This is a genomic window from Marinococcus sp. PL1-022, from assembly GCF_033845285.1.
In the GTDB taxonomy this organism is placed as follows: Bacteria; Bacillota; Bacilli; order Bacillales; family Marinococcaceae; genus Marinococcus.
In genome coordinates, this window is record NZ_JAWXCX010000001.1 from 2,941,807 (window position 1) to 2,960,005 (window position 18,199).

At 46.5% G+C, this 18,199-nt stretch carries 24 protein-coding genes; 10 read left to right on the forward strand and 14 right to left on the reverse strand.

Going from position 1 to position 18,199, the window contains the following annotated elements:
- Nucleotides 1–45: 45 nt before the first annotated feature.
- The 4 genes from SIC45_RS15005 to SIC45_RS15020 all read right to left on the reverse strand — a co-directional run bounded on the left by SIC45_RS15005 (nt 46) and on the right by SIC45_RS15020 (nt 3,319).
- Nucleotides 46–1,299, reverse strand: coding sequence for an MFS transporter (locus SIC45_RS15005; RefSeq protein WP_319632777.1), 1,254 nt, complete (start codon nt 1,297–1,299; stop codon nt 46–48).
- Nucleotides 1,300–1,484: 185 nt separating this feature from the next.
- Complete coding sequence (locus tag SIC45_RS15010; protein WP_319632778.1) at nt 1,485–2,291, reverse strand: ZIP family metal transporter; 807 nt, start codon at nt 2,289–2,291, stop codon at nt 1,485–1,487.
- A 139-nt stretch (nt 2,292–2,430) separates the two neighbouring features.
- On the reverse strand, nt 2,431–2,778 hold the full coding sequence (locus SIC45_RS15015; protein WP_319632779.1) for a general stress protein: 348 nt from the start codon (nt 2,776–2,778) through the stop codon (nt 2,431–2,433).
- Between the two features lie 88 nt (nt 2,779–2,866).
- Nucleotides 2,867–3,319 carry a hypothetical protein gene (locus SIC45_RS15020; RefSeq protein ID WP_319632780.1) on the reverse strand — a complete coding sequence of 151 codons (453 nt, stop codon included), beginning with the start codon at nt 3,317–3,319 and terminating at the stop codon, nt 2,867–2,869.
- A gap of 283 nt (nt 3,320–3,602) precedes the next feature.
- Between SIC45_RS15020 and SIC45_RS16535 the strand changes: the two genes are divergently transcribed.
- Nucleotides 3,603–3,923 carry an EAL domain-containing protein gene (locus tag SIC45_RS16535; protein ID WP_413645962.1) on the forward strand — a complete coding sequence of 107 codons (321 nt, stop codon included), beginning with the start codon at nt 3,603–3,605 and terminating at the stop codon, nt 3,921–3,923.
- Between the two features lie 123 nt (nt 3,924–4,046).
- Here the strand turns inward: SIC45_RS16535 and SIC45_RS15025 are convergent, their stop codons facing one another.
- Nucleotides 4,047–4,307 carry a metal-sensitive transcriptional regulator gene (locus SIC45_RS15025; protein ID WP_298786649.1) on the reverse strand — a complete coding sequence of 87 codons (261 nt, stop codon included), beginning with the start codon at nt 4,305–4,307 and terminating at the stop codon, nt 4,047–4,049.
- Between the two features lie 211 nt (nt 4,308–4,518).
- Here SIC45_RS15025 and SIC45_RS15030 point away from each other — a divergent pair, with 211 nt between their 5' ends.
- Nucleotides 4,519–5,154, forward strand: a complete 636-nt coding sequence (locus tag SIC45_RS15030) for a class I SAM-dependent methyltransferase (protein ID WP_319632781.1) — start codon at nt 4,519–4,521, stop codon at nt 5,152–5,154.
- A 19-nt stretch (nt 5,155–5,173) separates the two neighbouring features.
- Here SIC45_RS15030 and SIC45_RS15035 read toward each other — a convergent pair whose 3' ends face one another.
- From SIC45_RS15035 to SIC45_RS15070, 9 genes are all read right to left on the reverse strand, one after another.
- Nucleotides 5,174–5,341 carry a hypothetical protein gene (locus SIC45_RS15035; protein WP_319632782.1) on the reverse strand — a complete coding sequence of 56 codons (168 nt, stop codon included), beginning with the start codon at nt 5,339–5,341 and terminating at the stop codon, nt 5,174–5,176.
- 31 nt (nt 5,342–5,372) lie between these two features.
- Nucleotides 5,373–5,921 (reverse strand): DUF2812 domain-containing protein, encoded by a 549-nt coding sequence (locus tag SIC45_RS15040; protein ID WP_319632783.1) that lies wholly within the window; start codon nt 5,919–5,921, stop codon nt 5,373–5,375.
- 148 nt (nt 5,922–6,069) lie between these two features.
- On the reverse strand, nt 6,070–6,504 hold the full coding sequence (locus SIC45_RS15045; protein WP_319632784.1) for a MarR family transcriptional regulator: 435 nt from the start codon (nt 6,502–6,504) through the stop codon (nt 6,070–6,072).
- Nucleotide 6,505: 1 nt separating this feature from the next.
- On the reverse strand, nt 6,506–7,675 hold the full coding sequence (locus tag SIC45_RS15050; protein ID WP_319632785.1) for an MFS transporter: 1,170 nt from the start codon (nt 7,673–7,675) through the stop codon (nt 6,506–6,508).
- A 132-nt stretch (nt 7,676–7,807) separates the two neighbouring features.
- The gene (locus SIC45_RS16540) at nt 7,808–8,056 is read right to left on the reverse strand and encodes a hypothetical protein (protein ID WP_413645964.1); all 249 of its coding nucleotides are present in this window, start codon (nt 8,054–8,056) and stop codon (nt 7,808–7,810) included.
- Between the two features lie 57 nt (nt 8,057–8,113).
- A complete protein-coding gene (locus SIC45_RS15055; RefSeq protein WP_319632786.1) occupies nt 8,114–8,533 on the reverse strand; it encodes a DUF1992 domain-containing protein in 420 nt (139 codons plus the stop codon).
- 64 nt (nt 8,534–8,597) lie between these two features.
- The gene (locus SIC45_RS15060; RefSeq protein WP_319632787.1) at nt 8,598–9,665 is read right to left on the reverse strand and encodes an NAD(P)H-dependent flavin oxidoreductase; all 1,068 of its coding nucleotides are present in this window, start codon (nt 9,663–9,665) and stop codon (nt 8,598–8,600) included.
- 156 nt (nt 9,666–9,821) lie between these two features.
- Nucleotides 9,822–10,736: a methyl-accepting chemotaxis protein gene (locus tag SIC45_RS15065; protein WP_319632788.1), complete on the reverse strand. Its 915-nt coding sequence runs from the start codon at nt 10,734–10,736 to the stop codon at nt 9,822–9,824.
- 131 nt (nt 10,737–10,867) lie between these two features.
- A complete protein-coding gene (locus SIC45_RS15070) occupies nt 10,868–11,896 on the reverse strand; it encodes a diguanylate cyclase (RefSeq protein ID WP_319632789.1) in 1,029 nt (342 codons plus the stop codon).
- A gap of 246 nt (nt 11,897–12,142) precedes the next feature.
- Here SIC45_RS15070 and SIC45_RS15075 point away from each other — a divergent pair, with 246 nt between their 5' ends.
- From SIC45_RS15075 to SIC45_RS15110, 8 genes are all read left to right on the forward strand, one after another.
- Nucleotides 12,143–12,673 carry a TetR/AcrR family transcriptional regulator gene (locus SIC45_RS15075; RefSeq protein WP_319632790.1) on the forward strand — a complete coding sequence of 177 codons (531 nt, stop codon included), beginning with the start codon at nt 12,143–12,145 and terminating at the stop codon, nt 12,671–12,673.
- Entirely contained in the window at nt 12,673–12,984 is a 312-nt protein-coding gene (locus SIC45_RS15080; protein WP_319632791.1) for a multidrug efflux SMR transporter, read from the forward strand. The genes SIC45_RS15075 and SIC45_RS15080 overlap by 1 nt, the downstream gene beginning before the upstream one ends.
- Nucleotides 12,985–12,999: 15 nt before the next feature.
- Nucleotides 13,000–13,365, forward strand: a complete 366-nt coding sequence (locus tag SIC45_RS15085; RefSeq protein WP_319632792.1) for a multidrug efflux SMR transporter — start codon at nt 13,000–13,002, stop codon at nt 13,363–13,365.
- Between the two features lie 202 nt (nt 13,366–13,567).
- Nucleotides 13,568–14,572, forward strand: a complete 1,005-nt coding sequence (locus SIC45_RS15090) for a DUF6612 family protein (RefSeq protein ID WP_319632793.1) — start codon at nt 13,568–13,570, stop codon at nt 14,570–14,572.
- Nucleotides 14,573–14,700: 128 nt separating this feature from the next.
- Nucleotides 14,701–15,441, forward strand: a complete 741-nt coding sequence (locus SIC45_RS15095; RefSeq protein WP_319632794.1) for a class D sortase — start codon at nt 14,701–14,703, stop codon at nt 15,439–15,441.
- Nucleotides 15,442–15,597: 156 nt separating this feature from the next.
- The gene (locus SIC45_RS15100; protein ID WP_298786682.1) at nt 15,598–15,903 is read left to right on the forward strand and encodes a PadR family transcriptional regulator; all 306 of its coding nucleotides are present in this window, start codon (nt 15,598–15,600) and stop codon (nt 15,901–15,903) included.
- 17 nt (nt 15,904–15,920) lie between these two features.
- Nucleotides 15,921–17,096: a chromate efflux transporter gene (chrA, locus tag SIC45_RS15105; RefSeq protein ID WP_319632795.1), complete on the forward strand. Its 1,176-nt coding sequence runs from the start codon at nt 15,921–15,923 to the stop codon at nt 17,094–17,096.
- Nucleotides 17,097–17,220: 124 nt separating this feature from the next.
- Complete coding sequence (locus tag SIC45_RS15110) at nt 17,221–18,147, forward strand: prenyltransferase (protein WP_319632796.1); 927 nt, start codon at nt 17,221–17,223, stop codon at nt 18,145–18,147.
- Nucleotides 18,148–18,199: the final 52 nt, after the last annotated feature.

An 18,199-nucleotide genomic window follows, 5' to 3' on the forward strand; every position in this document is an offset into this window, starting at 1 on the left:
CGGACTTATAGGTCCGCGGAATAAAGTATTTCAGGCATAAAACAGTCAGGAAGGCTTCGGGGATAAAAGCGCAAAAACCAAAGCCGTGGCTGGCAGAAGCATCATAAGCCATAATATGGCCGTATAATTATTAAACCAGTCGTAAAAAATACCAAACGGCAGCGGCCCAAGAGCGGAGCCAATAACCATCACTGTCTGAGCAATACCTTTAATACTGCCTAAATGCCTGGGACCAAAATAGTTAGGCCATACAATACTTAACACAATACGCTCAAAGCCGTTCGCTATGCCCCACAGCACTCCAAAAAGAACAGCGCCTGTCCAGGAGTTAATTGCCAGAAGCACCAGCAGTGAAACAATATGTACCCCAAACGTCATCGCAAGCACGTAATGCACTGCAATGCGGTCCACAAGATACCCTACAGCAAATGTCACCGGAAAACCGACAAATGCCATTAATGAAAGCACCAGCGCTGCAAGCGAAATCGAAAGCCCTTTTCCTTCCACGATAGATACTAAATGGAAGGTGACCCCTGTGTTTACAATCGCCGGTACGCTGACACAAAAAAGAATAAGCCAGAACACTTTGGTCCTGCGTGCTTCCTGAAGCGTCCAATTTTTTTCCTGTACAGCTGCTCGCTGAGTCCGGCTCTCTTCCCGGGCTCCTGATTCTCTTCCATCGGGGTTCTGGCCGACGTCCTGCGGCTGGTTCCGCACCATCAAAAAGACCAGAGGCACAAAAACAATAAGCAACAGTGCCGCCCAAATTAACCACGTGTCCCGCCAGCCGACCGTGTGAATCAGCCATGTATTCAACGGAGGCAGGGAAGCCGCACCGACAAACCCGCCAATCGCCATGACGCTTAAGGCCCGGCCGCGCTTTTGCACAAACCACTGCGGCACAAGCGTATTGGGAATCAGAGTCAGCGATCCCTGTCCAAACAGCCGAATGGCGAAAAAACCGATAAACATCATGACAGCACCTGTTAAAAAGGCATTCCAAACACAAGCCAGTGCCAACAGAATGCCCGCGGCTCCCATTACCAGACGCTGACCAAGACGATCAATCGCGCGGCCGACGAAAAAAAGAGTAATACCGGCAGCCAGCGTACCAACAGAATAAATACCAGAAACAAAGGAACGTGAATACGAAAAATCCTCAATATAGTAATCAATAAAAATAGAAATCGAATACGTCTGGCCCGGTCCGGAAAAAAACATACTTAACGCGGACAATGCCACAATTGCCCACCCGTAAAAAATAGGACCCGACCCATTTTTCGGTTTATCAGCCCACATATCAAAGCTCCTTTTTCAGCATTTCCTTCAGAAATTACCAATGAAATTCAGACTCCCGGTCCGGGTGCTCATTTATGCTACTTTATCACAAAGAGGCGCACCGGTTTTATCCCTAATTCATTAAAAACAGTCCTCCAGATAAAAAAAGCTGAAGCAGAAAAACCTCTCTGCTTCAGCTGAATTATTTATCCTAAAGCTACATCCAATATCATCATGACACTGAAGCCGATCATCAGGCTGAAGGTAGCGAGCCGTATATTGCCCTTTTCCTGCGAGCCTGGGATAACTTCCTTAGCAACAACAAATATCATCGCTCCTGCTGCAAAACTGAGAGCAAACGGAAGCAGCGGCTCAATAATGATAACCGCGGCAGCACCAATCACTGCTGCCACCGGTTCTACAAAGCCGGACAGCTGACCGTAAAAGAAGCTTTTCTTTTTCGATAGTCCGTCCCGCCGAAGCGGCATCGATACTGCTGTGCCCTCCGGAAAATTTTGAATACCGATACCAAGCGCAAGTGCTACTGCCCCTGCGAGCGTGGAGCTGGTGAATTCCGAAGCCAGTGCCCCGAATGCTACACCTACAGCGAGTCCTTCCGGAATATTGTGCAGGGTAATCGAAAACACAAGCATTGTGGTCCGGTGCTTGGCATACTTGTCTTTTATTTCCGTAAAATACGTATCTTCATTCATCATGGGAATGACCCTGTCGAGCAGCAACAGAAAAACACCACCAAGTAAAAAACCAATAACAGCTGGAATATAAGGTATCTGTCCCTGCTCCTCCGCCATATCAATGCCTGGTGAAAGCAACGACCAGAAGCTCGCAGCAATCATAACCCCGCCGGCAAATGCAAGCATACTATCCATCAGCTTCTGGTTGTTTCTGTTCGTGAAAAACACAACCGCAGCACCTGCTGCAGTCATGCCCCAGGTAAAAAAAGAGCCGATCAGCGCCTGCAGCGTGGGAGGGAGCTCCGCAAACCACTCCATATTATAATCTCCTTTTTACTCTATTAAAAAAAGTTTCCCTAAGGAAAGTCTAACGCTATTCTATTCCTTCCTGTAAAAGCTTGTCAATCGATAAACTTAGAGCCGCCTCCTTCTGGAGTGCGGCTCTACTCTTTTATTGTTAAATAATCGTATTGACGCCTTCAGTATCTGTCACAATGAGAAGGATTTTTCCTTCATCGAGTTCATCCTCATACTCATGGGCTTCTTCCTGGGATAATCCAATTTCCTGCAGTTTGTTCCGGAGCTCATCGCCCTTTTTGCTGAACATATTTCCTACCGCATTTTTTAACCCTTCTTCTTTCATCCCGACAGTGTTGGCATTCGCATTCTCCGCGATACGGCCGGTGCGGTCGTTATCGTGGGTCATAACGTACACGTTTTTTTTATCAATACCCTTTTCAGCCAGACGCTGAACATCCTGCTGCAGTGCTTCGTCATCAGTGTATTCTCTAACGAACGGTTTCATAAAAAACCTCCCTTTATTTTTTATTGTCATCCTCATAGACCATTCTGTCTTTATTTAAACCGTTCTCCGGCAAACCACCTTGTTTCGCCTAGAGAGCATGGGGTTCCATATAATCCAGAAATTTTGTTTCAAATAAATGCACATTATAGTTCACCAGGCCTACGACTGTTTTTGTAATAAAAGAATCTTCGTTTGTTTCTCCCGGCTCGTACCTGGATTTAATAATTCCGTATTCTTTGAATGTATCATTGTGAATGGTTTTTAAATCCTCTCTCGCCTTTTCCAGATCTTTTACGGTGTAAGTAACCTTTGATCCTGCCTCGCAGCAGTCCGGAAATCTTCCGCGGAGTAATTCTGCCGAGCGTTCCATAATGTTTAAGATAATCGCTGATTTATGCTTTTGAGATTCCATCGTTTCAGGCTGAAGCTTTTCAACATCCTTCATATGGTATTTCTCCTGAATGATAATATCATCTAAAAAAAGAATAATCGCATGGATCTTGTCTGAGATAAATACTACTTCACGGTCCTGTTCCTGCATTGTGAAGCCACCTTTATTAATTTTTAGTTTAACCTTATGCCAATTGCCCTAAAATCTATACCCTTTTTATCCCGAGGTCATACCGTAAATTAGGAAAACGGAACATTTCCTTTACATTTTTGTTGGCATATTTACTTCTTATTACGCGTACTGAAAAATATCATACGTGCATAAATAAATGCGACTGGTTTGTCTGGCGCTAGTGTGTTCGTTCATGCGGCCGGGGCTTGCTGCTTAAAGAAATGTCCGCCTGTATTAACCGCCCTCTTCAAAAAAAAGATCTATTAGCCCGGGTGATTTCGGCCCCGGTTATTCATCACCTGGATATATAAAGGATTTCTCTCTCGATACGCTCAAAATTGATAAAACATTTATTAAGGACATGAACGGAGTTTCACGTGAAACAGCTATTGTAGTAATTGTCCTACACCTGTCAGCACAGTTGGATTTTCACGTTATCACGAAAGGAATTGAAGCCCCTCAGCAATTAAATTTTTTGTGGCAGAAAAAATGTCATGAATATCAGGGGCCCTTATACAGCCCGCCTGTTACCAAAAATGAATTATTTAAAATGTATAAGAAAAACGACAATATTTTATATTAAAAAATCCACGCTCTTCATGGAAGAACGCGGATTTTAGTCATTAATTGATTTGATCTATTCTCTTTGTCAGTATACGCCCAATAGCTTCTTTTGTTTCTTTCAAAATTTCAATAACACTGTTCATTATCTGCTTTTAACCAGCAGATTAACAGCTTCCTGGATCAGTTCTTCGCTGTCTTCCCCTTTTTCTATCTGCTCACGCACGCATTCCTCGAGATTCGTACTCACTACCAGACCGATCGCACGATCAAGCGCTGTACGTGCAGCGTTCATCTGGGAAACAAGCTCTTTGCAGTCCTTTTCTTCTTCCATCATCCGAAGAACGCCACGAACCTGCCCCTCTACCCGTTTTACCCGGTTTTTCATTTGATCATTATATTCCATGAAAGGCTCCTCCTTTCAATTAGAGTATTTATTTGTCTTCCCTTTATTTTCCCCTTTACCCTCACGGGTATATGAAAAATATAAACGATGCTTTCCTATTTGTCAAATGGACATCAGATACTGCGTCCCGTGAAATCCTTCCGCCTTGCAATCCCCCTCCTTCTTTTTATATGATGAGAGGATCAAACTATACAGACAGCGGTGACTATACGTGTTAAAAGACACAGGAGAGCGAATAATCCCTTCAGAAATGAAACCAACCAACGGTATGCTGCTTGAGCATCTGGCCCGCTATTATTTCGCCATGCCGTACGCCAGGGGGCGCGTGCTTGATATTGCCTGCGGGGTCGGCTACGGGGCCCAGATGACAGCTAAAGGGAAAAAACGGGAGGTAGACCATGTGATCGGCGTCGACATTGACGCTGAAGCGATCGCCTTTGCCCAAAAGCACTATTATCATCCCCAGCTTTCCTTCCAGACAGGAGATGCTCTTGATGAGAAACTGTCCATGCAGATAGGCACATTCGATACGATTGTCTCCTTTGAAACCATCGAACACGTACCCGATGACCTTATCTTTATGAAACGCATGTACGCCCTGCTCCGCCCTGGCGGTACGCTCATCGTTTCTACGCCCTTCGGCCGGGGAAGGCACAAGCCCAGCAACTCCCCTTTCCATTACCACCAGTTAACGCCAGAGGAATGGGAAGAGCTCTTATCAAGCGAAGAATGGCCGTGGGAAAATCTGCAGCTGTACTATCAGCAGGGAGTAGCCTTCGAACGTCCCGCCCGTACGGGGGTTCACTACCCTCTCGGCATTGCTGTATGTATCAAACCAAAAGCGTGAATACAACAAGATCCCGTGCCTATTTTGGCCGGGATCTTTTTCTGATTTCATTTCTTTCACGCAGTATTGCCAGCTCTGTCACAAGCTTTTTCTGATCTTCATATGAGATGTTTCCTTCAAGCATTGATTGAATTTCCTTAAATCGTTCTTGATCCTCTTCATTCAAATAACGAAGCTCTTCTTCCATGAAGGCCGTCCTTTCATGTACAGGATAAATATCATTCTGTGCCGGTACTGACAATCTGCTTTGCCTGGGTAATGACAGCAAGCGTCCGGATCCACCGGATCAAGGTAAAGGCTACAATTCCTGTGAACAATGAAAGCATAAAAAATGCGAAATTCACCGCTACACCCGGCAGGTTCAAATCAGTTATCACTAAAAGCAGAAATACTATAAACAAAAGAGCGCTTACTGCAGCTGTAATCCCCCATCTCCTGCACTTTTTCCGGTACTCCTCCAAAAAATAAAGCGTCCAGTGGTCCTGAAAGGACGAAGCATCTTTCTCCCCTTCAAATATGTGGAGTACTGGGGAGGAACACAGAAGTATCCATTCCTCTTCAGAAATTTTCCGCAGTCCCTGATAATCTTTCGACATGATAAACTGATATTCCTTTTCTTCCTCCCTTACTTCCGATAAAGAATAGCCGAGCAGAGAACAGTCCTGAACCTGCCATCCTTTTTGGCGCTGCTCCTTCAAACGATTTTTCTCTTTATCGTAGGTGTTGAAAGGCATAAAAGAAAATAAAAATTTGGTTTCTCTTCGCAAGTAACTATACACCTCCTATATATGGAATACACACGGCTGAAAATTGGCAGAAGTAGATGATGAAGGGCAGTGAATGCCGGGGGAATAATAAAATTATACAAAGTAGATATCATTATGCTACCATGAGCGTCCTGCTGTCACAAACCCTCTACCCGGGCTCGACTTCGGCCCTCGCCCCATCTGCCGCTTTTTCCATAAGCCTGAGCAGCGTTTGCTTTTCTTCCGCTGTAAACTCTTTTGTCATAATATCTGTCCATTCCCGCATCGCTTCTGAAATCTCCTCTTCTATTTTCCAGGCCGCTTCAGTAAGAAAAACAATCTTTTCCCTCCGGTCCAGTACACTCTCTTTTCGGTAAAGGTACCCTTTTTCTTCGAGGCGTTTTATAGCGCGCGTAATTGTAGCTTTATCCATCACTATCTGCCTCGTGATGTACTCCTGAGGTACATTTTCCTGGTCATATAACGTTAAAAGTACAAGCACTTCTGTATTCCCCAAACCAAAATGATTGAATCGTTTATCAATATACTGGTGAGTGTAACGCTGAATGATAGCCGCCCATTTACCAACGGAATAAATATTCATATTATTGCTCCTCCTCCGAAGCTTTACGTTTCCCGAAAGTTTTAAACAGAAAAACCAGAGCTGCCACGACAAGTGCCGTGATGCCGGAGAAAGCGTATATGAATTGATTGGTTCCGATCGAGCCGCCTGCCAGACGGCCGACAAAATCCAGTACGAGCGGCGACATAAACTGTCCGAAATACATGAAGCTCTGCACCACCGCCATTGCCAAAGACATCTGGACAGCGCTTGAGACCTTCGTCACACGGTCAAAAATCAGCGGAATAACTGTGCCAAGTCCAATACCTATCAAAATGATGCCAAGCGTAATTAATACAGCCTGACCGCCAAAAGCGATGAGAACAAAACCGATGCCGGTTACAGCCAGCTGCAGAGGCACGGTCCATCTTCCGAGCCGGCTGGTGATGCTGCCAAGCATGGAGCCTGCTGCAAACCCTCCTACGTTTAACGAAGCAATCATTACACCAGCAAGGGAAGCAGAGGCAATATTGTTTTCCTGCAGAAAGATTGCCATATTCGTCGGAATGGAATAAAAGAATAAGAACACAATAAACATACCGCCGGCAAGAGCAAATATAGGCTTTTCCACTCCCCGCGATGAGCTGCCCTCTGACGCTGATACTGCTTCGGGCCTCTGTTTCGGAAGAAAAAGAAGCACAAGCACGAGCACCAGCAGAGCCAGGCCGTAAACAGCAAATGTCAGCCTCCATAAAATACCCGCCAGTATGCCTGCAAGTACGATAGAGATAATACCGCCCAGCTGATTGGAGGCGCTCACTCTTCCCATCATCACTGTTTTTTCTTTACCTTCATAAAAATCCGGGATCAGGCTCGTCGATATCGGCATGATCAGCCCGACGGCAATACCGAGCACCGCTCTTGAAACGAGCAGCAGCCAAAGCGTTGGAGCAAAAGCTCCGCCCAAGCCTCCAATGACATACAGGATGAGCCCGGCAGCTAAAACAGATTTTTTGGACACTCGTTTCGTGAGCCGGCTTGAGATAAAAGTAAATGGAATGATAAATAATGCGTGCAGGGTATTAATTAATTTGATTGAGGTTTCGTTGGCCTCCGGAAAAGCTTCAGAAATAGAACCGAGCGCCGGGGATATAGTAGCTCCCGCCATAACGGTGATCAATGAAATAGATAGAATAGCCAGCTTTTGAGACACTTTGATTACTCCTTTTTGTATATTTTACTCTATCCACCATATAAATAATTAGTTGCTTGTGCAACTAACAGGCCTCACATATTCCCCTGCCACCAAAAAAAACAGGCGGCTGCCTGCTTTTACGTGTTTCCGTTATAAAATAATGGTGGCGGTCGAGACCATATTATAGAGATGCTCATCTGATACTTGAAGAAACAGCCCTTTGTTTCGAAAGTGAACAGCAAGCAAAAATAAAAAGAAAATATTAACAATGATACTCCCGAGTCCATTGCCTACCGCAATATCAGCATTGATAATCACACTGTCTGAAATAGTTGCGGTCAATTCAGGAAGAGAGGCAGCAACGGCCAGCAGACGGTGATTAGAAGAAAAGCATAGAATGCTGTGTTCTAAACTGACGTTTCACGTGGAACTGCCGCACGTTTTTTCCGTTAACGTTTAACGCCAGCGTTCGTACTGCCTGTGAAGACTTTCTTTCTCTATTAAACATTTTTGCAGACTTGGCGCTGGGCAAAGCTGATTGTAGCGGCGGACTTTTTTATTGATTTTACTGATTTCTTTTTTTATACGGCGGTCAGGGATTGCTTCCTCCGTCTGCTGTTTCAGCACCTGCCCGAGGTCCTCCCGGATTTCCCGCTGCAGCCGGACCCATGAAGGCACAAATCCGTTTCGCTTTAAAAGAGTGTCAAAGGTATCGCTTTGCAGATACTCCTTTGGCAGTGGTTTGCCACGACCCGGCAGATTGTCAAACCCACCCTTCTTTTCGTGCTCCCGAATCAATTCACCAACAGGGTCGCGATACGTTAGTCCTTCTTTTTCCCCGGCCAGCCTCTCGTTGTAATCCTTCGATAACGCCATTCATTCTGCTCCTTTGCTTTTTTTGATATTTTTATTTTAACAAACAGAGCATAAACAGGTCTTTTTAAAGGCTTTCCCATGCTTCCTCTGCCTCTTGCATAAGACGCTTAATCATGACACCTGCCGGCTCACGTACGCTCAAACGTGTTCCCTGGCCGCTCCAAAGGGACATGAATGCAGGCTCGTTTTGTCTGGCCGATTCTTTTCGAATCGGCTGTGTCAGTATATTTTGAATTGGATACGGTGGCCAATTGTACCCGAGCGCCTCCAACTGTATCATCATTTTATTTGTAATTCCTCTGGCCGGCTTGCCGCTGAAGATGGAGGTAACGGCGGTTTCTGTTTCTTTACTCATTAATACCGCCTGTTGATGGGCCTGCGGGGCTCCGCTCTCACTGCTTGTTAAAAAAGCGGTTCCCATCTGCACCGCTCCCGCGCCCAGGGCATGCGCCGCCAAAATACCACGTCCATCCATAATCCCCCCAGCTGCAATCACAGGAATGTCAACCTCGTCCACGACCTGGGGCACTAAAGCCATCGTTCCGATCATCGCTTTCCCGAAGGACTCTGCAAAGGTTCCACGGTGCCCGCCGGCTTCACTCCCCTGAGCCACTACCGCATCCATACCTGCCTGCTCATTTTGAACAGCTTCTTCAACGGTAGTGGCAGTGCCGATCAAAAAGACACCGTGGGCCTTCAACCGCTCAATATGGGGAGCAGGAGGAATTCCAAAGGTGAAGCTGCAGACCGTAATCTCTTCTTCTATAATAATTTCAAGCTGTTCTTCAAAGAAAGAAGGCAGCTTATCCGGCATCGATTGAGCGGCCAATTTTAATTTTTTATGAATCAGAGAGAGCTTTTCATTGGCAGCCTGAACATCTTCGGCGACCACTTCCGGAGTTTCCGGCACAAAAAGATTCACTGCAAATGACCCCGATGTCTGCTTTTTCACAAGTTGAACAGTAGAGCGAAGACTCTCTGCGGTCATATATCCGGCTCCTATAGTCCCAAGCCCGCCAGCTTTTGTGACTTCTGCCACCAGCTCCGGAGTGGTGACCCCGCCGGCCATTCCGGCTTGAATAATCGGCTGTTCGATTTGAAGACGCATAAGTAATTCAGAACGTACCGCCATATGTGCTCTCTCCTTTACTACAATATTTAATACAATTAATTGGAAATGTATTTATTATATCATGGCATAAATTTCATGCGATTCTTTTGAACTAAATCTAAAGTTTTACATTTATTTTACGCAAATAAAAAAGCAGGGACGCGGGTCCGCTGCTTTTTATAAAATATGCCGGAATTGTTTCGCTCTTTCTTCCAGACCTCTCGCTGCTGCGCCAATATGTTCGAACTCTTTTACAGCATGCTTAATATGTTCCTGGCTGTTTTCCATTCCTTTTTGGGAACGAATCGTCCCCTCGCTAATTTTACTCACTTCTCCAGTTATTCCCTCGACATGGCTGTTTACTTCCTGGATAGAGGAATGAGCCCTTGTTGCAAGCTTCCGGACTTCCTCTGCCACTACTGTAAATCCACGGCCGTGCTCCCCGGCTCTTGCAGCTTCAATCGCTGCGTTTAAAGCCAGCATATTAGTCTGGTCAGCGATTTCACGGATCGTTTTTACGATCCCCCGAATAGAATCCGCCTGCTGCTCCAATGATTCCAGAATCGCAAGATTGTTATTTGCCTCTTCTACTACCTGCCGGGAGTTTTCAGTAATCTCCCGGCCTTTTGTCCTCCCGTCTTCTGCTCTCTTTAACAGCTCCTCAGACATGTGCTGCACCGAGTCTGACACCTTTGTCATTTCGTCTTCCCGGAGGGTAATATCTGTCGCTGCCTTCAACACCGCGTGTACGTTTCCAGCGTCATCCAGCACCGGCATGTACGTGGCTTCAAGCCTTACCAGCTTACCGCTTCGCGTCATCCGCTGTATTTTATCCTGAAATGATTTTCCCGCGCGCAGCTCCTGCCAAAACCTTTCATAATCCCGGCTCGAGGCAAAATCCGGGGTACAGAACTGCCGGTGATGCATGCCTGCCATATCTTCTTCATGATACTCCATCGCCGCAGCAAAATGGTGGTTTGCCCACAGCACCCTTCCATTAAGATCAAACTCAATGAGGGCGAGCGACTGTTCGAGCGCACGTAAAACCTGGAACGAATCTAAAACCTGGTCGTTATTTTTTGTTTTTTGCATGGCGAATACCTCTCTAGTTCTTTTTTATTATTTATCATTAATACTTTATACCCAATGGGCTATTTTAAAAACACTTTTTCTAATACATATTTATAAAAAAGGCCCAATTATTACTAAACAATAAAAAAGACCTATTTTATAAGGTCTTTTTTAGAATACATACACGTCTGGTTACGACCCTGATTTTTTGCCTGATACAAAGCGTCATCTGCCTGCTTAAACAGCTCTCTTTCCTCTACAGCCGTTTCAGGAAATATAGAAGCCCCGGTCGACACAGTAATATACAATGTCTCTCCATCCGTGAGGAAAGGATATTTTTCCACCCTCCTGCGTATTCGTTCAGCGGTAGCGGCTGCTTTGGGTGCTGGACAGTTAGACAATATAATAGTAAATTCTTCTCCGCCTTTGCGGTACACCGAATCCTCCGGCCGGACCATTTCAAGAAGCACAGTGCCAAGCTGTCTTAAAATATCATCTCCGGCTGCATGGCCGTAACGGTCATTAATATCCTTAAAATGATCAATATCGATAATGAGCAGCGAGACCGCCTGCTTCATTTTCGAAGCCTGCCCGAGATTTTTTGTTAACGAATAGGCAAAGCTTCTCGGATTATCAAGGCCGGTGAGCGGGTCTTTTAAAGACTCTGTACGATACTTGTGAAGCAGCTGATTGGAATAAGTCAGACGCTTTACCATATATACTGCTGCAAAAGCTCCGGTAAACGACACAAGCCAATAGCTGAGTACCACTTCCGTGTAAAGATTCACAGTATTCAGCTGGTATATCATAATAATGAGAAAGTAAATATTGGAGCATAAAAGCATATAAAATGCTGCAAGCCACGGATTTCGTACCAGCCGGGCGACAAAAATATACGCCGCCGTGCTGAAAACAATCATGCTGAGCGGGTATAAAACAATCACTCCTCCACCGATGGCAATACGTGAAAACGAAATAATGGCCGCAGCCGTTACTGCAGGTATCCATCCGCCAAACAAAGCGCTGAGCATAATTGGGATATGACGCAGGTCGATCAGGGTGTATTCGTTAACCCTGATGCCAAATCCGATTAACACCATGCCGAGCACTCCAAACAGTATGCCGGTAAACAGCCTCACCCTTATAGAGGCTGCACGCGAAAAGGAATGCTCCCGAAACACCTGGTAATAAAAAAAAGGAATGTCACTAAAATGGTTAAGTTAACGAAAAGTTGACTAAACACAACGGCCCTCCTCCCACCATTCAGGCCCCCGTCCGCGCTTCTGCGCTCCGCGGTTCAATCTTTTTTTTGTATGACCCTTACACCGGTTATGGATCAGCTGGCTTCTTCCTCGTCTTTTGTCCATTCCTCTGGTACAATTCTTACTATACCGTCCAGACTGTTAACTAATAAAGGAGAATCAACAATGAGTAAACGACTGGAAATTATGCACTCTGCTGCCCGCATCATTCGCCGGGACGGCTTTAACCGCCTTACTCTGCAGGCTGTGGCTGACGAAGCAAAGGTGAGTAAAGGCGGTCTGCTTTATCATTTTCCAAATAAAGAACGGCTCATATATGAGATGAACGCTTATGCGCTTGCCCGGTTTCATGAATTAATCGAAGAAAAGCGAAGCGATTCAGGCAGCTACATTAAAGCTTACGCGGAAGCAACGCTCGAAGAGCTTCGATCGGGAAGCAACTTTTTAATAAATGCGAGCCTGCTGGCCACCCTTGCTGATCACAAAGAGGTGCTCGATCTTTGGAAGGAGTACAACGAACGCTGGCAGATGCTTTTTGCTTCCGACGCTTTTCACACCGATGACGCCTCGATGGTCCGGCTGTTAAGTGACGGGATTTGGTTTTCACATATTTTTGAAATTAATACGATACCCCTTTCACAGGCTGAACGTCTGCTTCAAAATCTTTTGAGACGCTTTGATGAAGGAAAAGCATAATGGTTTATGTGCTCATTATCATCTCTGTAATATGCGAAGTATTTGCTTCCTCCATGCTCAAGCTTTCGTATGGCTTTACCAGGCTGCTTCCGTCTCTTGGCTTTGCAGCTGGTATGGGCGTTGCTTTTTACCTCCTGGCGCTCGTCCTCCAAACCCTTCCGCTCGGAGTCGTTTATGCCACGTGGAGCGGCCTTGGCACCATTTTAACTACCTGCATCGGCGTTTTTTATTTTAGGGAAAAGATGAATAAAACGAACACTTTAGGTATTGTCTGCCTGGTAATTGGACTTCTGATGATGAATTTAGGATGAAGGAAGGAATAAATTATGCGTGCTGTTGTTCTGCTGTTTGCTGCGATTTTATTTGAGGTTATTGCTTCTACGTCCTTGAAGCTTTCCGAAGGTTTTACCATCCTCATTCCCTCTCTGACCGTTTTTATAGCATTTATCGGGGCTTTTTTCTTTCTGAGTCTCGCCTTAAAATCAATTCCGTTATCTGTAGCTTATGCTGTATGGGCAGGGCTTGGTACGGCTTTAACAGCCATCGCGGGCATTTTGCTTTTTCAGGAATCATTTGGATGGATGAAAGCTGCCGGCTTATTTTTAGTCATTTCCGGACTCATTCTTCTTCATGTGAAAAATAGCCGCCGGCCGAAAAAAAGCAGATACTTCCCCCGGGCCCGGCACGCTTAAGCTTCCACCGGTTTTTTTAAGCCTGAAGCCTCTATACATTATGGCTGTCTGGGCTTTTTTTCTCACATTTTTTCACAAATTTTTAAAAAATGCGTTTATTCCAGACATTTATAAGGTAAAATTACCATAGAATACCAGAAGCCAGTGGTTTACCACATAAGCTTTTGCTGAATACATGAAAGACAAGAAAGGAAGAATAATGATGAAAAAATGGATAACAGGAAGCAGTGCTGGTTTTTTAGCTCTCGGAGTAATTGCCGTACCCGCCCAGGCAGAAGAAATGAATGCAGGGGACATTCTGCAGGAGTCGAATGAAACTATGGCTGAGCTCGACAGCTATTCTGCCACTACCGAAATTTCACAGGAAATCACAAATGCCGCCGGTGAAGGAGAAACAATGACGAACAGCTCCACATCGCAGCAGGACATTACAATGGATCCTTTCGCTCTTCACCAGACAACTAATACAGTCGACCCGGTCAGCGGTGAAGAAGTATCCACAGAAATGTACTGGACAGAAGACGGCTACTATGTAGAAATGCCGGATGGCAGCTGGACGATGATGCCCGGTGACATGATGGGCGATATGGAAGCGATGACGACAAACCCGGGCATGCATATGGGAGCTTCGGAATCCTTTGCTGATGAAATGGACGTAGAAGAAACAGATAACTACTATGTGCTCACCTACGAAGGAAGCGGTAAAGAGATAGAAGAAGCGGCCAGTAAAATGATGCAGTCGGACATGGCCAGCGGCATGGCTAATGAGGAAATGATGGAAGAAACCTGGAGCATGATCGACATTCAGGATGTATCCATGAGCCTGACCGTGGATAAGGAAACTCATCACATGAGAGCGAGCACCATTAATATGGATGCTTCCTATGATATGGAAGAAATTACTACAGATATGAGTCTGACAGCTGATTCCACCTACTCCAGCTTCAACAGCGTCGGTGATATTACTGTACCGGAGGAAGTCATGAATGAGGCTGTACCGATGGATGAAATGGAAGGCATGGACGGAATGAACGGTATGGAAGACATGCCTGAAGAAGGTATGGCTGAAGACGGGGCTTCAATGGAAGAAGGCGGAGAAATGCCTGAAACAGCAAGCGCCCAGCCTGCCTATATGGCTGGCGGTCTGGCCCTGGCTGGTCTGGCCGGCGGAGCCCTGCTTTGGACAAGACGCCGCCAACAGGCATAATAATCTTTCGGTCACGCAGCCTTCACCTCCCTGGTGAAGGTTGTTTTTTTCTCCACCAGCCGTGTATTATGGAAATAATAGTTATGTCTATTGTGGTCTGTTACGTCCCTTTACTGGAGTGAGCATATATGGAAAAAGTATTTATTGCGATGATTGTTATCGGCCTGAGTATTACCGGGTACTTCGGATACCAGTGGTTTGATGCCAGAGCAGGAGTAGATAAAATTTCCACCAACGAAGAAGACGTTATCTCTGATTCTGCGAATGAATCTGCGGAAGCTCCGGACGATAACAATTCCGAAGAGCAGGGCGATTCTTCCAGCGTGGAAGCTTCCGGGGAACCAGAAGCCTATACGCTGCCTGAAGGAAATGACACAGACAAGGGCTCCAGCGAGGCTTCCTCCTCCGACAGCAGCAAAGATTCGGCAGTGATGAGCGATGAAATAGACCAATGGGAGAAAGGCGAAAATGTAGCCAAATTAAAAATCCCGGAGCTTGGAAACTCGTATTCCGTCTACTGGGGTACAGATGATGAATCGCTTGACCAGGGCGTTGGCATGTATGTCAGCGAATGGACCACCACTCCTGACGAGTCCCGCCACACGGTGCTAAGCGGTCACCGTGACACGGTTTTCACCGGTCTTGACGAGCTTGAAGACGGGGACTCTCTTATAGTCGAGTATGAAAATACCCAGTATGTTTACCGGCTGCAGAAAACATGGGTGACAGACGCTGAGGACCGCTCTGTCATTGTAGACAAAGACGAACCAACGCTTACGCTCACCACCTGCTATCCATTTGACTATATCGGAAGCGCTCCTGACCGTTATATTGTAGAAGCAGAACTCGAACAGACAAACAGTCTTTAAGCAGCAAAAACGGCTCCGATGGCTTGCCTACGGAGCCGTTTTTTCATTTTTTGGCAGGATTTCAACTTTATTTCCCCCCCTCTTGCTATAATAAAAAATAATTGTTATTCTTTCGATATCGGATTTCGATATCGAAATCCGAAAGGATGATCGGTCATGGAAGATAAAACGCTTCGTAAGCTTTTTTTAGGATTTATTCACATCCACATCCTGCACCACGCCTCCGAGCACCCCGTTTACGGGCAATGGATGCTTGAGGAGCTGCAGGAACACGGCTATTCCATGAGTGCAGGCACTCTTTATCCCATTCTTCATGCTATGGAAAATGACGGTCTTTTACACAAAGAAAATAAAAATGTGAACGGAAAAATCCGCAAATATTATACCACCACAGATAAAGGAGCCGGAATTTTGCAGGAGGCCCGTGTGAAAGCTTATGAATTGTTTAAAGAAATCAAGTAAAGACGGGAGAGAACGCTATGGGAAAAACTTTGGGCCAAAAATGGCTGGAAATATTTTTGATTTCCACACGGCTGGGATTGACCTCTTTTGGCGGCCCTATCGCCCATTTAGGCTATTTTCATGAAGAATACGTGCGACGCAGAAATTGGCTCGACGAGAAGAGCTATGCGGATCTGGTCGCCCTGTGTCAGTTTCTTCCAGGCCCCGCCAGCAGTCAGGTCGGTATCGGGATAGGCATTATCCGGGGTGGGCTCGTGGGAGGTTTTATTTCCTTTCTTGGATTCACCCTTCCTTCCGTTATTGCTTTAGTAATCTTTGCCCTTGTACTTGAAGGCCTCGACGTCAGCGATGCCGGCTGGCTTCAGGGGCTGAAAATTGTCGCTGTGGCAGTTGTTGCCCATGCGATATGGGGCATGGCCCAAAAGCTCACACCTGATCTTCAGCGGCGCACCATTGCCCTGCTCGCCATGAGTGGTACTCTTTTATGGCAGACCTCTCTTGCACAGGTGCTTGTCATACTGGCAGCGGGCGGAGCTGGGTGGGTGCTGTACCGCTCAGTCCAGGAGGCAGATCATACGGCGGTCCTCGAAACCGTATCGCGCAAAACAGGTGCTTTCTGCCTGACACTCTTTTTTGTTCTGCTCGCTGCACTGCCGCTTATGCGGGAGTGGACCGGTTCTACCTTCGTAGCCATGTTTGACAGCTTCTACCGGGCTGGCTCACTCGTATTCGGCGGCGGGCACGTTGTCCTTCCTCTACTGGAACGGGAGTTTGTCCCGACCGGATGGATGAGTGAAGAGACGTTTCTCGCGGGCTACGGGGCGGCCCAGGCTGTACCGGGGCCTTTATTTACCTTCGCTTCCTACCTGGGCACTGTCCTCTCCGGCTGGCAGGGGGCCCTGGTCGCCTCAGCAGGCATCTTTTTGCCGGCTTTTCTTTTAATTATCGGAGCACTGCCGTTTTGGTCCCTGCTTCGTAAAAATACTCATATGAAAGGCGTGTTGACCGGTGTAAACGCTGCTGTTGTAGGTATTCTTTTAGCTGCCTTTTATAATCCAATCTGGACCTCCTCCATTACGTCCTCACTGGATTTTGTATTAGCTGCTTTTCTATTCACAATGCTTGCCTTCTGGAAGCTTCCGCCCTGGGTAGTCGTTCTCAGCGGCGCAGCCGCAGGCGCTGTTCTCTTATAGAGCAGCGTCTTTTTTACTGCTTTCTGCCAGCTCCTCTCCCCTGGACACTGTACGAAACCGTCAGGAAATGGGATACTGGTACCAGAAAATTGAAACCATCAGGAATCAGAAGGGAAAGATGTGGATGGCCAATCAGTTCGCCGGGACGCTGCGCAGTGCGTGGATGCTTGTTCGTGCCATTGCTGTTATATCTTCAAGCATCGCTACGATTGTCTCTACGATGCTGCCGCTTTTTTTATACTCGTCTCTTTCAGCTTCTTATTTAACAGCTATTTTCATTCTTCTGGCCATTGGCGCTTTTCTTATTCACGGGCTTCTCACCCACGCTTTTAATGATTATGCTGACTATCTTTCAGGCACGGATGAGCACAGTCCTGCTATTCTTTCCGGAGGCAGCCGCGTGCTGCAGACTAATGCCATGTCATTAAAATCGTTATGGCTGGTGGGGAAATGGCTCGCTATCGCATTGATGGGCATCGCCGTGCTTTGCTTTATCCTTGGGTATATTAAAGTAGGCGTGCTCCTTCTTATCGGCGTCTGGGCAGCGGCCTCTTATTCCCTGCCTCCGCTCAGCCTCAGCTATAAGCCATTTCTCGGGGAATGGCTCAGTCTGTTTCCATCCATATTTTTGCTCGGCCTCGGCGGGGCATGGCTCGCGCTTGGCACCATTCCGGAATGGGCTTTGCAGAACGCATTTATAAATGCCATGATCTGTCTGGCCTGGGTGATGGTCCATCATATCCCGGACCGTGATGCGGACATGCAGGCCTCTCCCGAAAAGCGCACCACAGTAGTCTGGTTTACCCGCAAATTTGGTTCACCTTACGCTCATATGCCTGCCGTATGCTATTTAGTGATATCAGGGCTCACCATTTTTTGGCTCGGCAGTGACCGTCTGTTGGCAGCAGCGGGACTGGCTGTACTTATGGCAGTATCTCTTATTCTTGTCAGCCGAATGGATAACTCCAATCCCGAGCACGTCTCGGCTGTAGAAAAGACCCTTTTGCTGATTGCCATGATAAGTGCCGGCTGGCTAGGTATTTTTATTTAAACCGGTGGTGCAGCGATGCGGGAACGAGAATTTATTATTTCCTCTTTTCCAT